The following is a 12,812-nucleotide window of genomic DNA, read 5'->3' as shown; positions in this document are numbered from 1 at the left end:
GAACTGACACCCCGTCGCGGCACCCGTCGACCCTGGTTGTACAACCGTGGTCCGATGCCCGCGGGAGGGCACCCGGTTACGATCACCACATGTCCGTGACGCCGACTCTGGCCCTGCTCAAGCCCGTGCCACCGGGCGCATGGACCGCCCTGGCCTGGTGCGTGTCGGTCGCGTACCCCTCGGTCGTACTGGGCGGGCCGGACCACCCCATCTCCCACGCGGGTGGCACTGCGGGGCACCGGGACTGGCCGTTCCTCATCGCCGCGTCCCTCATTGCGTTCGGCGCCGCCGCCCTGCTGCGTCGTCGGCCACTGCTGTCGATCGCCCTGCTGATCGTCGCCACGCTCGCGGTGACGGACGCGACGCGCGCGAACATCCAGCTGCCACTGACCGCGCTCCTGGCGGTCGACGTCGCGCTCTGCCTGGTCACGGCCGCCCAGCCACGCCGGACCTCGCGTGCCGTCCTGGCCCTTGTGCTGGTCGTGCTGATCACGCACGTGGGCATGGTGCCCGACAACACCGTGGGGTTGACGACCGCCACGTACGACGGTGCTCCGGCGCCGGGGACCGTGTTCGTCGTCGATCATTTCCAGCTGACCACCAGCCTGCCGCACATCGGCGTCTCGGACGAGGGCGTCCTGGCCGCCGTCATCGCCTGGCTGGTAGGCCGGTCGATACGCCAGTCCCGCGAGCACACCGAAGTGATGAGCGCCCAGCTGGCCGCACAGGCGGTCACCGCCGAACGGCTGCGGATCGCACGGGAGATGCACGACACGGTGGCACACAGCATCGGCATCGTCGCCCTGCAGGCCGGTGCGGCGCGACGGGTCATCGACAGCCAACCGGACCGGGCCCGCGACGCGCTGGCCGAAATCGAGACCGCCGGGCGGGAGACCCTGTCGGGCCTGCGGCGGATGCTCGGCGCGCTGCGCCAGAGCGATCAGGACAGCGGTATCGAGACCACCCCGCTGCACCGGCCGCTAGGCCTGGCCGACCTCGACCGGCTGGCCGCCGCAACGACCGCGGCGGGCGTCCGGGTCGACGTCCAGTGGCAGGGCAAGCGGCGCCCGCTGCCGCCGGACGTCGACCTGGCGACCTTCCGCATTATCCAGGAGTCGATCGCCAACGTGGTGCGCCACGCCGAAGCCACCTCCTGCCAGGTGTCCATCGACTGCCGGAAGAACGACGAGGTGGCCATCGAGATCACCGACCAGGGCCGCGGCCACGGCACGACCCCGGGCAGTGGCTACGGCCTCACCGGACTGCGCGAGCGGGTCACCCTGCTGCACGGAGAGTTCCACGCCGGCCCCCAGACCAGCGGTGGCTTCCGAGTCTCGGCCCGGATACCCATAGCAGGAGGAGCCCGATGAACATCCGCGTCATGCTGGTCGACGACCAGCCACTGGTGCGGGCCGCCCTGGAGATGGTCATCTCCGGCACGCCCGACGTCGAAGTCGTCGGGGAAGCCGGAACCGGTGCCGAGGCGGTCCGGCTGGCCGAGGAACTGCACCCGGACGTGGTGGTGATGGACATCCGCATGCCCGGCATGGACGGGATCGAGGCCACCCGCCTGGTCACTGCCGGCCCGGGAGAACCGCGCGTGGTGGTGCTACTGACCTTGGCGCTTCGAGGTGATTGGCCTGTTTGTGTGGCTGACTGACGGCCATGTGCGCGCTATGCCGTTGGTATGCGCTATGCGGATGGGGGCGGGCTGACGGCGAAGGCACGTCAGCGCCGCGAGGCTGTGCGGCTGGAGGCCGCCGCGTTGTTCGACGAAGGCGTCCCACCGAAGGAGGTTGCCCGCAGGTTGCGGGTGACCGCGAAGTCGGCCTACCAGTAACCACCTTCGACGACGACGATTACGTCTACGCCGCGCTGCGCGCCGGGGCCTCCGGCTTCCTGGTCAAGGACATGGCACTGGACGACATACTCGCCGCGATCCGGGTAGTCGCCGCCGGGGACGCCCTCATCGCGCCGAGTGTCACCCGCCGGCTGATCGCCGAGTTCGCCGGACGGCCCGAGCCCGCTCCACCGGTCGCCGCTCCCGCGTCCCGGAAGATGAGCGGCATCACCGACCGGGAGCGCGAGATCCTCACCCTCGTCGGGCGCAGCCTGTCCAACACCGAGATAGCCGCCGAACTGGACATCAGCGTAGCTACCGTCAAGACGTACGTGACGCGGCTGCTCGCCAAGCTCGACGCCCGCGACCGGGTACAACTCGTCATCCTCGCGTACGAGACGGGCCTGGTCACACTGCCCCGCTGAACGCCACACCGGTTCCCCGCGCCTAAACGGGTCGTCGCCTCCGGGGCCTGGCCCTGTCGCGCGGAGTGCGACGGTTGGAAGGTCTCAGTGATCTGGATGGTAGCTGGGGGCTGCGAAAGTACCCCAAGCTTGACAAATTTGATTCCACAGAATCGAGGCGTTCAACGGCTTCTCGCAGTGGATCGGCTTCGGTAACGGCGGTGTCATCACCGACAACGCCCCCGTCGAGCAGGAGAAGACCGCGAAGTTCAACGCTCGGCCAGCATCTCCTGCGGGTTCGGCAGGCACTCGATGGTGTTGTACGACACGACGACGTCCACGCTCTCATCGGAACACGGGATAGGGTCGCGCAGATCCGCAACGATCGTCGCCGTCGACCCCTTGTGGCCTGCCAGAGCCGCGTGGACCTGGCGCAACGAGTCCGCCGAACGGTCGATCCCTATGAGGGAGGCCAGCGGTGCTTTCCGGCTGACAGCCCGAAGCGTCGGTCCCGCACCGCACCCGAGATCAACAACAACCTGGCCAGAATCCGCCGGGCCAGCCAGCTCCGCGAGGCGCTTGTGAATCGGCTCAGCACTGTCGGACACGGCGCTGCCCTCTTCTCCTGTCCCACTCCAGAACCCGCGATGGCGGCACCAATAGTGCAGATTTGCACCATATGACATGCTTCGAGATGTCTCATCCCGAGAAGGAAGGCCACCAGCCATGGATCGCCCCTTCGAGCCACCGCCCACCCCAGCGGCGCGTCCCACCAAGCGGAGGACACCCGGCCCCACAGTCACTCGGCCCGTGCACAGTCACACGCCGCCCGGAAGCCCTCCTAGAGCCGGCCAAGAATGCCGCCGCGGGTAGCCGACGAGTCCCGGCACAAGAAGGCCGAGCCTGCCCATTGCGCCGGTAAGGGACCTCCCATCCGGTGATCTCTCGAGCACGCCGGTCTCCGTGATGCCCGCGCACCGCTGATCTCATCCGAACCCGTCGAGGAGCCCACAACCCGGGTTCAAACGCCTCTGCCCTCGAGGGGGCCTCGCTCTCTCACCGGCGTCGGCGCGTGTCGGTTGCACGATCCGGGGTTTTCTGGCGATGCGTCAGAATGGCTCGACGCCCGGCGGCGTTGCCGAGCAGATCACCGGAGGTACGGCTTCATGACCCGCTACAGCGTCGACCCCGAACGCCACGAGCTGATCGCGGCCTGGGACACGGGCGAGGGTGATCTCGCCACCCGTATCGCCGCCGTCCCGGCCGGCACGGACATCGCCACGCTCATGCGTCTGGCCCGCGCGCTCACCCACCTGTCCGAGGCCGCGTGGCGCACCTACACCCATCCGGCCAGCGCCGCCTCCTCCTCCATGGAGCCCAACTCCGAGGGCTGGCGCCGCGCGGAGGAACGCAAGTCCTTCGACGAGGTCCCCGGCGCCATCACCCGGCCCAACCTCCCCCAGGACGGCATGCTCGACGTCGAGTACAGCCCACTGGTCGAATCCGCCCACCGCGCCGGCCGTGCTCTGCACGCCCTCGACAACGCGGACCTCACCGCCGCCGTCCTCACCGAGGTCAGCACCGAGCTCACCGCAGTGGAGAACGCCGAACTCGGCGACCTCACCGGCCGCGCCCGCCAGGCCGTCCTCCTCAGCCGCGAAGGCGCCTCCCCCGTCCAGGTCGCCGCCGCCGACCGCCTCCTCGAACAGGACCCCTTCGGCCCCGAGGCACTGTTCACCGAGATCGACCCCACCGCCGCCGCCGTCGCCGCAGCCCACTGGCTCGCAGCCGCAGCCGCGGTCACCGCCGCCGCCACCGGCCACTCCTCCAGCACCGTACTCGTCGAAGCCGACAACATCGAAGCCCTCCCCCACGAAACCCCAACCCTCGTCCTCCAACTCCTCGAAGCCGGCGCCTCCCCGTACGACGCCGTCACCGGCCTCGTGCGCCACGCCCTCGACATCGCCGACGGCCTCCTCCCCGACCCCGCAGGGCTTCGCGAACAACTCGACGACATCGACGCCGACCTCGCCCAACACATCGGCCCGGACACCGACCCCGAGGACACCGGCCTGCGCCTGACCTCGCTCGACCCCAAACGCCCCGCCCCCGACCTCCTCGAAGACCTCCTCGCCGGCATCCACGGCTGCTGGCTCCTCCATGAGGAATACGACGAACCCGACAACGACGAGGACGAGGACTGGGACGACGAACACGCCGAAGCGCACCAGGACCGCAGCCACGGCCACTTCGCCCAGCTCGTCCGCGAAGCCGCAGCCACCCACCACGACCGGCTCGTCTGATCATCTGCCCGACCGTCGACCAGCCACGCCCACCCACGTGCGAATCCCTCTCCGTTCCGTCCGAACGAGGGCCGGTCGGCATCCGCACACCGTTGTTCCATCGCCGGCAAGCCCGCACACCTCGCCCTGGCCGCCACACATCGCCACGGCCGTCCATCCGCCCCGCCGATCGGTGACACCGTGTATGCGGTCCTGTGGCCGTAGGCGTTCGCCGGCCACGCCGGGCTGCTGGCCCCTGCGGCCCCCGTCACGAGATCCCCGGACCGGGCTCTGTCGCCCACCCGGTCCGCGCGAGCGCCCAGAGCCGGGACTAGCCTGATGCCGGGTCGGGTTGTGGTGAGCGCGCTGTCGCGCGCTGTGGGCGTGCTTCACGCCCCTTTGCTTGGTGCGACTTCACGGCTGCTGGATGGGCATTCATGTGGCGGAAGTTACTTGCGTGAAGGGAGAGTTCAATGGCGGCTAGTGAGGCTGAGTTCGAGCGTGGGCGGGTCTACCGGCGCTGTGGCTGCCGGGGTGCGGATCGCCGTCCGATCGGGGCGCGCTGCCCGCGGCTGGCGGCGGATGAACTGCACGGGAGCTGGGCGTACGCGGTGGACATGCCGACTAACGGCGCGGGGCGCAGCACCCGGCGGCGCAGCGGTTACGGGTCACGGGAGGATGCCGTGTACGCGCTGCAGTGCGTGCTGAACGCGGAGGCGACGGGTGTGTTCGAGGACCGCAAGCTCACGGTCGGTGCGTTCCTGCTGGAGTGGGTGGCGTTGAAGGAGCGGACGCTCAAGCCGTCCACTGCGGCCTCCTACGCCAAGTGCGTCCGCCAGGAGCTTCTTCCGGTGTTCGGCCGGATGCGGCTGAAGGACCTGCGCTCCCGGCACGTCGCCGCCTGGCAGGCCGACCTGCGGGATCAGGGCCGCGGCGCGCCGACGGTCTACCGGCTCGGGGCGACGCTGCGCAGTGCCCTGAATCATGCCGTCCACAAGGAGCGTCTGATCGGCTACAACGCGGCCGAGGGTGCCATCGGCGCGCGGCCGGCGGCAGCCGAGCGCCTGTGCTGGACCGCGGTGCAGGCGGCAGCGTTCCTACGTCACAACGAGCTGTACTACCGCGACCAGGTCGCCGACGTGTTCGAGGTGATGCTGGGAACCGGGATGCGGCGCGGGGAGGTGTTGGGGTTGCATTGGGAGGACGTCCACTTCATGGAGCGCAAGATCTTCGTCCGCTGGACGCTGGCCACCATCGACAACAACGAACTGCACTTGTGCGCGCCGAAGACCAAGGCGAGCCGGAACTGGGTCAGCGTCAACCCGCGGGTTCTGGCGGCGTTGCAGCGCCAGGCCGATTACCAGCAATCCCTGCTGCCTGCGGGAGTCCCGCTGCGCGGGCTGGTCTTCGCGGGCGTCGACGGAGCCCCGCTGCGCCCGCAGTACGTCCTGGACCAGTTGCGGAGCCGCCAGGCCGAGGCCGGGCTGCCGCAGATCACGATTCACGATCTGCGGCACACGGTGGCGACCATCATGATCACCTCCGGGGTGTCCATCGCGATCGTGTCGAAGGCGCTGCGTCATTCGACCATCGCGACGACCATCAACATCTACGGGCACCTGCTCAAGCACGCGGCCGACGACGCGGTCAACGCGCTCGCCCATGCCTACGAACTGGCCGCCACGGACCTTGAGGACTGGCCCGGTTTCCAGCCCCGCCACGCTGCTTGACCCGCCCGGGTGTCAGCCGCCCGGGAGCAGATCGGACACCGCCTGGGGAACGGTGAGTGTGATCTGGCCGGCCGGCCAGTCGACACCGGCCTGGTGGACCGCGATCACCCCGGCTTGCCAGAGGGTGAGCGGATCGCGCTCCCGACCGGTGAACGGCTCCGTCTCAAGCAGCGGGAGCGCCATCTGAACCAGATGTACGGGCCCGGTGCACTCCTCTTCAGCGAGCCGCCATGCCTGGTCGATTGAGGACGTGATGAGGCGCTGGACGCTGTCCAGCGCCTCATCACGTCCTTTGCGCCGCCGACCGAACGCCTCGTAGACCGCTGCCAACGCCGCCCGTACGCAGTCCGCCACCTGTGCCTCACCCTCGGCGCAGGCGCTCTGCCAGCGCATCCACGCCTCCAGCACCAGCCACTCCCCGTCCACTCCCCAGCTCCCCGCACACGCCGGCAGCCCGTCCCGCAGCCCGACCGGCACGGGCAGAGCCGCCACGCAGGCAGCCGTCAGCAGTTCGCGAGGATCAACACAGCGGGCAACCGCTCCGCGAGCCTGCTCGACCGCACCGGTCAGCGCCGACAGCCTGGGCCCCGCCCAGGGCTCCAGCCAGGGGAAAGCGGCAGCGGCCGCAAAGCCCTCGAGCGCGCGCGTCTGCGCGCGCCGCCACACCCGCACCGACCGGGCGGGCTCAGCGCCCGCAGGCCCTGGTGGAGGCACCGGACCCGCCAACGCGCCGGCACCCGCCACCACGGCGGGAGTTCTCAGCCCTGCCACCGCGACCGCGAACTCGCTCACGGGATGGTCTGCCGGCAACATCCACGCACAGGACCCGCACAACGACCCAGTCTCAAGCCCGACACGGCCCAGCCGCGCACCGGGCCCCAACTGGCGGCATGCCCGGTCACCGTGAAGCACAGCCCGGCCCCCGGGAACGCTGCAGCAGTCCAGGAGGAGGGAACCCAGCGGACCCAAGGGCACGTCATCGCCGAAGATCTGCCCCAGCCGCACCCGGCGCGCCCCACCCCTCAGCACACCGTCTCCCGAAGCCCGCAGCCTGCCGGGCCCCTTTGCGCCCCAGCAAGGACGACCGCCTGGCCAGGGCGGCTCCCGCCTGCGTGGTGGTCGCATGGTGGTCGCAGACCTTCGCCTTGCGGGGCCGCCCCCGCGCCGACATCTGGCCCAGAAAATGCGGACAGAACGGAAGGAAGTTCACAAATTGAACGATGCTCACGCCCGACCGCGTCAACCCCGTGACGCGAGGTCACCCACCGCGGGACACCCCAAGCGGTTAACGATCTGGCCGCCGATCGGGCCATGTGCGCCAACTCCAGCCATACAGCGGCGAGTTGACGAGGTCAGCCCGCGCCCGGCTGCGCTCCGCGACCGGACGAGGTGCGACCACCCTGCGACCACCACCCCGCGACACGCGCAAAAAGGCCGTCCCCATCCTCAGATGGAAACGGCCTCCGACCTGCGGATTCGCAAGTCGGGACGACAGGATTTGAACCTGCGACCCCTTGACCCCCAGTCAAGTGCGCTACCAAGCTGCGCCACGTCCCGTGGTCTCGGTGCCGTGCGACGGGGCCTGGGGGGCTCTGCCGGGTGGCTTCTCGACCTTGTCTCCGGTGTCCCGGCGACGTGGAAAACAATACAGCACGTCGGGGGGTGCTCGCTGCCAGGTTTCGGGGGGTCGGGTTGATCAGGGGGTCGGGTGGCGGGCGTCGTAGGTGAGGAAGGCGGGGCGGCGGGCGGCGAGGAGGAGGACGCAGGCGACGCAGGCGAGGCCGCCGGTGATGACAGAGGTGGCGGGGTTGCTGAGGGCGGCGACGGCGCCGGACTCGAAGTCGCCGAGGCGGGGGCCGCCGGCCACGACGACGATGAAGATGCCCTGGAGGCGGCCGCGCATCTCGTCGGGGGCCGCGACCTGCATCATCGTGTTGCGGAAGATCATGCTGACGGTGTCGGCGCAGCCGGCCACCGCGAGCAGCAGGAGGCCGAGCCAGAGGTTGTGGAGTGCGCCGAAGGCGGCGATGGCGAGGCCCCAGGCGGAGACGGCGGCGAGGATCGCGACGCCCTGGCGGTGGACCCGGCCGATCCAGCCGGAGAAGAGCGCGCCGATCAGGGCGCCGACCGCCGGGGCGGAGACGAGCAGGCCGACGGTGCGGGCGTCGCCGGCGTAGAAGGTGACGGCGATCGCCGGGAAGAGGGCGCGCGGCATGCCGAAGATCATCGCGGCCAGGTCGGCGAGGAAGCTGGTGCGCAGGTTGGGCTGCTCGCGCAGGAAGCGCAGGCCGTCGAGGACGGAGGCGCGGCCCTTGCGCTCGCCTTGTGGCCGCATGGCGGGCAGGCGCCACATGGCGTAGAGGGTGCCGGTGAAGGCGACGGTGTCGACGAGGTAGGCGGACTGGGCGCCGAAGGTGCCGATCAGGACGCCGCCGAGCATCGGGCCGACGGTGAGGCCGAGGTTCATGCTGACGGTGTTCAGGGCGTTCGCCGCCGGGAGCTGGTGGGCGGGGACCAGCCGGGGGATCATCGCCGAGCGGGCGGGCGAGCTGAGCGCGAAGAACCCGGCCTGGACGGCGACCGCGGCGTAGAGGACGGCCACCAGGTCGAGCCCGGCCAGGGCCTGGGCGGCGAGCAGGGCGGAGACGGCGGCCAGGCCGGCCGAGCCGATCAGGCCGAGCTTGCGCCGGTCGACGGTGTCGGCGATGGCACCGCCGTACAGGCCGAAGGCGACCAGCGGGACGAGCGAGAACAGGCCCACCAGACCGGTCGCGAAGGCGGAGCCGGTCAGGTCGTAGACCTGGACGGAGACGGCCACGGCGGTCATCTGCTGGCCTATGGATGACACCGCCTGCCCGGACCAGACCCGGCGGTAGTCGGGGTGATCGCGCAGCGGGCTGAGGTCGGCGAAGGCCCTCCGGTACCAGGGAACAGCCGGCGGGACGGGCGGAGCGGGGGAAGCGGGCAGAGCGGGAGGAGAAAGGGGCTCGGCGGCCGGGGCATCAGGGGGTTGGTTGGTCGTCACAACGGTCCATAGTTGCTCCGGCCCGCGCCACACCCGACACCGGGGCCCGCTCCACCCGCCAATAGCCCAGCCCCGCCGACCGGGCCCGCACCCGGTCGGCCGGCGACCCGCTCCCGCGCCCTACCTGCTCAGCACCTGCTTCTCCCCCGCCTCCACCGCGAAGTCCAGCCGGTTGCCCGGCGGCGGGAACGGGCAGATGAAGTGGTCCGCAAAGGCGCAGGGCGGCAGGTACGCCCGGTTGAAGTCGAGGACGGTCCGGCCGTCCCTGTCGGGCGCCGGCAGGGTGATGAACCGGAAGCGGTAGGTGTCGATTCCGCTGGTGGCATCCGCGATGACGCCGGTGAGGCGCTGGCCCGCGCGGCTGACGGTCAGCGTGCGGTGCTCGCCGGTCACGGTGAACTCGATCGTCCCGGTGACCGCCAGCGGGCGGTCCTTGCCGTCCGCGTTCGGGACCAGCACCGACTGCCCCTCCTCCTCGAAGGGGGTGTAGACGGCGGGTACGGCCCACTCGGGCGCGTACGGGTAGGCGGCGATGCCCGCGAAGCCCGTCCGGCCGGGCGAGGCCGGGTCGAAGACCCGGAGGGCGAGTTCGCCCTCCCGCTCGATCGGGACGAGCAGCAGCTCGCCCAGGGTGGCGGTGTCGGCGGCCGGATCGGTGTCGGGGCGCAGCAGCACCTCGCCGTCCACCGGACCGTCGGCGCCGTCGACGGTGATGCCGTCGGCCGCCGCGGCCCGTACCCGGACGCCCTCGGCGTCGGCCCACCAGCGCCCGGGCAGGCCCGGGACCTCGACCGGTTCGGGCTCCAGCCAGTGCGTGCCGGTGAGTGCGAGCTGGCCGTGCGGCGCGCTCACCGACGCCGCCCGCCGGTCACTCCAGTGCTTCCAGTCCTCCGCTGCCGTCGCCGTCATCGGTGAACCCTCCCGGTCCGGTCCGCGGACGGCCCGCCGTTCGAGCCGTCCGTCTCGGTCATCCTGCACAACACCGCGCGCGGGTACGGATCATTCCCCGGCCTCGGCAAGCCGTCGGACTCGCAAGGAGACTGCAAGGCGGCCGCAAGACACCGCAAGCAGACGCAATGCGGCGGCAGCACGGCGGCCGGGACACCGGACACCGGCCCTCAGCCCTTCAGGGGCCGGAACAGGCCCTCCTGCACCACCGACACCACCAGTTGCCCGTTCCGGTCGAAGATCTGCCCGCGCGCCAGGCCGCGCGCGCCGTGGGCGATCGGGGACTCCTGCTGGTAGAGCAGCCAGTCGTCCGTCCGGAACGGCCGGTGGAACCACATCGCGTGGTCCAGCGAGGCCATGTCGAAGTGCCGGGTGCCCCAGAGCGGTTCGACGGGGGCGCGGACGGCGTCCAGCAGCGTCATGTCGCTGGCGTAGGTGAGGGCGCAGACGTGGATCAGCGGGTCGTCGGGCAGCGGGCCGTTGGTGCGCAGCCAGACGCCGCTGCGCGCCTCGACGTCCACCAGCTCCTCCTTGTTCCAGCGCAGCCGCTCGACGTAGCGGATGTCGAAGGGCTGGCGGCGGCTGATGAACGGGGGCAGCTCGCCGAGCCGGGAGCCGACCTCGTCCAGGGCGCTGGGCAGCTCCTCGGGCGCCGGGACCGGCGGCATCGGGTACTGGTGCTCGATGCTGCCCTCCTCCGGTCTGTGGAAGTCGGCGGTGAGCGAGAAGATCGACCGGCCGCCCTGGATGGCGAGCACCCGGCGGGTGGTGAACGTGCGGCCGTCGCGGATCCGGTCGACCTGGTAGACGATCGGCACGCCCGGCACCCCGGGGCGCAGGAAGTACGCGTGCAGCGAGTGGACGGGGCGCTCGCCCTCGACCGTGCGCCCCGCCGCGACCAGCGCCTGACCGGCGACCTGACCGCCGAAGGTGCGCTGCAGCGCCTCCTCGGGGCTGCGCCCGCGGAAGATGTTCAGTTCGATCTGCTCCAGGTCCAGCAGATCGACGAGGTCGTCGACGGGGGTACCCATGCGCGCGCTCCCTCTCGTGATTCCGATCGAGTTCTCCAGTTCAATCGAATTCTCCGGCGACCCGGGTCATTCCCGCTCACCGGCCCCGAGCGACCGGTTCACTCGAACGTGTAAACGAGTAGACAGGTCGGCGAACGGCCGAGCACCCTCGAAGCGCCCCGCCCCCGCGCGGCGGGGTGGTGCAGGAGGATGGTGAGGTGATCCAGGGTGACCTGTTCGACGACCAGCCCGGCGGCCTGCCGGGCGCGGGCCCGGCCGCGCGGGTGCGGTCCGAGCCCGCGCCCGGTGCCGTCCTGCTGCCCGATTGGCTGGACCCCGCCGCGCAGCTCCGGCTGGTCGCCGCCTGCCGGGAATGGGCCCGGCCGCCCGCCGGCCTGCACAACGTGCGGATGCCCACCGGCGGGTTGATGTCGGTGCGGATGGTGAGCCTCGGCTGGCACTGGTACCCGTACGGGTACGCACGGGTCGCCGAGGACGGCGCGCCCGTCAAGCCGTTCCCGGCGCTGCTCGGGGAGCTGGCCCGGCGGGCGGTGGCGGAGGCGTACGGGGATCGGATCGGGGAGGTCGCGGGCGCGGCGGCGTACGAACCGGACACCGCGATCGTCAACCACTACCCGCACGGCGCGAAGATGGGCCTGCACCAGGACCGCGACGAACGCGCGGACGCCCCGGTGGTCTCGCTCTCGCTGGGCGACGACTGCGTCTTCCGGCTCGGGAACACCGAGACCAGGACCCGGCCGTGGACCGACCTGGAGCTGCGCAGCGGGGATCTGCTGGTCTTCGGCGGGCCGACCCGGTTCGCGTACCACGGGGTGGTGCGGACGCTGCCAGGGACGGCGGACCCGGCGCTCGGGCTGGTGGGACGGCTCAACATCACGGTGCGGCAGTCCGGACTGAGCGAGTAGGAGCTGACAGCGCAGGAGCGGAGGGCCCAGGAGCCGACGGCGCAGGAGCTGGCGGCGCAGGAGCGGAGGGCCCGGGGGCCGCAGGAGTAGGGGCCCTACCGAGCAACCCCAGCTCCCGCGCACAGGCCGGCCAGGCCTCCCACCCCTGCTGCCGCACGATCACCTCCCCCACGGTGGTCTGCTCCCGCCGGTTCGCGTGGTCGGGCCGGTCGGCGAAGTGCAGGCCCCCGGACTCCGCCCAGGTGGGCGGCCGGATCTGCAGGCCGCCGTAGTAGCCGTTGCCGGTGTCCGCCCGCCAGTCGCCGCCGCGCTCGCAGTCGGCGAGCTCGTCCCAGACCAGGTCCGCGACCCGCGGCGCCGCGCCGGCCCGCACGCCGCCCGAGACCACGGCCATCACCACCGCCACGGCGGCACCCACCCGGATCACGGCCCGGGACGTCCGTTCGTCACTCGCATACGGCACGGCAGCCGACCCTAGGCAGCTCGGCCCCGGCCGGGCCGCCGCCCGCCCCGACACGCCGGAAACGCCGGTGGCCGCGCCCCCCAGCGGGGGGGCGGCCCCCCGGCGCCCCGGCCCACCACCCCCCCGCCACGCACACCACCCCACCGCCTGTCATCCCATCGCACCGCACCGGCCGAGCCGCCCA

Annotated in this window: 11 protein-coding genes, 1 tRNA gene and 2 pseudogenes; 7 read left to right on the top strand and 7 right to left on the bottom strand. The window is 71.4% G+C overall.

Annotation, left to right across the window (positions count from 1 at the left end):
• Positions 1-89: 89 nt before the first annotated feature.
• The 4 genes and pseudogenes from ACIG5E_RS30985 to ACIG5E_RS30970 all read left to right on the top strand — a co-directional run.
• Positions 90-1,370, top strand: coding sequence for a sensor histidine kinase (locus ACIG5E_RS30985; protein ID WP_396538995.1), 1,281 nt, complete (start codon positions 90-92; stop codon positions 1,368-1,370).
• Positions 1,367-1,659: pseudogene (locus ACIG5E_RS30980) on the top strand (response regulator transcription factor); the annotation flags it as partial. The gene ACIG5E_RS30985 and the pseudogene ACIG5E_RS30980, both read left to right, overlap by 4 nt.
• A gap of 28 nt (positions 1,660-1,687) precedes the next feature.
• The gene (locus tag ACIG5E_RS30975; RefSeq protein ID WP_396539028.1) at positions 1,688-1,840 is read left to right on the top strand and encodes a helix-turn-helix domain-containing protein; all 153 of its coding nucleotides are present in this window, start codon (positions 1,688-1,690) and stop codon (positions 1,838-1,840) included.
• Positions 1,840-2,265: pseudogene (locus ACIG5E_RS30970) on the top strand (LuxR C-terminal-related transcriptional regulator); the annotation flags it as partial. The gene ACIG5E_RS30975 and the pseudogene ACIG5E_RS30970, both read left to right, overlap by 1 nt.
• 248 nt (positions 2,266-2,513) lie before the next feature.
• Here the strand turns inward: ACIG5E_RS30970 and ACIG5E_RS30965 are convergent.
• On the bottom strand, positions 2,514-2,852 hold the full coding sequence (locus ACIG5E_RS30965) for a class I SAM-dependent methyltransferase (protein ID WP_396538993.1): 339 nt from the start codon (positions 2,850-2,852) through the stop codon (positions 2,514-2,516).
• A 558-nt stretch (positions 2,853-3,410) separates the two neighbouring features.
• Here ACIG5E_RS30965 and ACIG5E_RS30960 point away from each other — a divergent pair.
• Together ACIG5E_RS30960 and xerC are read left to right on the top strand one after the other, a co-directional pair.
• Positions 3,411-4,547 (top strand): hypothetical protein, encoded by a 1,137-nt coding sequence (locus ACIG5E_RS30960; protein WP_396538991.1) that lies wholly within the window; start codon positions 3,411-3,413, stop codon positions 4,545-4,547.
• Between the two features lie 662 nt (positions 4,548-5,209).
• The gene (gene xerC, locus ACIG5E_RS30955) at positions 5,210-6,256 is read left to right on the top strand and encodes a tyrosine recombinase XerC (protein ID WP_396538989.1); all 1,047 of its coding nucleotides are present in this window, start codon (positions 5,210-5,212) and stop codon (positions 6,254-6,256) included.
• Positions 6,257-6,268: 12 nt separating this feature from the next.
• On the opposite strand, the gene ACIG5E_RS30950 is transcribed toward xerC, so the two are convergent.
• The 5 genes from ACIG5E_RS30950 to ACIG5E_RS30930 all read right to left on the bottom strand — a co-directional run bounded on the left by ACIG5E_RS30950 (position 6,269) and on the right by ACIG5E_RS30930 (position 11,260).
• Positions 6,269-7,048, bottom strand: coding sequence for a hypothetical protein (locus ACIG5E_RS30950; RefSeq protein WP_396538987.1), 780 nt, complete (start codon positions 7,046-7,048; stop codon positions 6,269-6,271).
• A 691-nt stretch (positions 7,049-7,739) separates the two neighbouring features.
• A tRNA-Pro gene (locus tag ACIG5E_RS30945) sits at positions 7,740-7,813 on the bottom strand.
• 139 nt (positions 7,814-7,952) lie between these two features.
• Positions 7,953-9,224 carry an MFS transporter gene (locus ACIG5E_RS30940; protein ID WP_396539026.1) on the bottom strand — a complete coding sequence of 424 codons (1,272 nt, stop codon included), beginning with the start codon at positions 9,222-9,224 and terminating at the stop codon, positions 7,953-7,955.
• 177 nt (positions 9,225-9,401) lie between these two features.
• Positions 9,402-10,190 (bottom strand): DUF1684 domain-containing protein, encoded by a 789-nt coding sequence (locus ACIG5E_RS30935; RefSeq protein WP_396538985.1) that lies wholly within the window; start codon positions 10,188-10,190, stop codon positions 9,402-9,404.
• 209 nt (positions 10,191-10,399) lie between these two features.
• Positions 10,400-11,260, bottom strand: a complete 861-nt coding sequence (locus ACIG5E_RS30930) for an acyl-CoA thioesterase (RefSeq protein WP_396538983.1) — start codon at positions 11,258-11,260, stop codon at positions 10,400-10,402.
• A gap of 200 nt (positions 11,261-11,460) precedes the next feature.
• Here ACIG5E_RS30930 and ACIG5E_RS30925 point away from each other — a divergent pair, with 200 nt between their 5' ends.
• On the top strand, positions 11,461-12,165 hold the full coding sequence (locus tag ACIG5E_RS30925) for an alpha-ketoglutarate-dependent dioxygenase AlkB family protein (RefSeq protein ID WP_396539024.1): 705 nt from the start codon (positions 11,461-11,463) through the stop codon (positions 12,163-12,165).
• Here ACIG5E_RS30925 and ACIG5E_RS30920 read toward each other — a convergent pair.
• Positions 12,134-12,628: a transglycosylase family protein gene (locus ACIG5E_RS30920; protein ID WP_396538981.1), complete on the bottom strand. Its 495-nt coding sequence runs from the start codon at positions 12,626-12,628 to the stop codon at positions 12,134-12,136. The genes ACIG5E_RS30925 and ACIG5E_RS30920 overlap by 32 nt on opposite strands.
• Positions 12,629-12,812 lie beyond the last annotated feature (184 nt).

It is taken from the genome of Kitasatospora sp. NPDC053057 (assembly GCF_044546945.1).
In the GTDB taxonomy this organism is placed as follows: domain Bacteria; phylum Actinomycetota; class Actinomycetes; order Streptomycetales; family Streptomycetaceae; genus Kitasatospora.
This window is presented reverse-complemented; position numbering and strand designations above follow the sequence as displayed.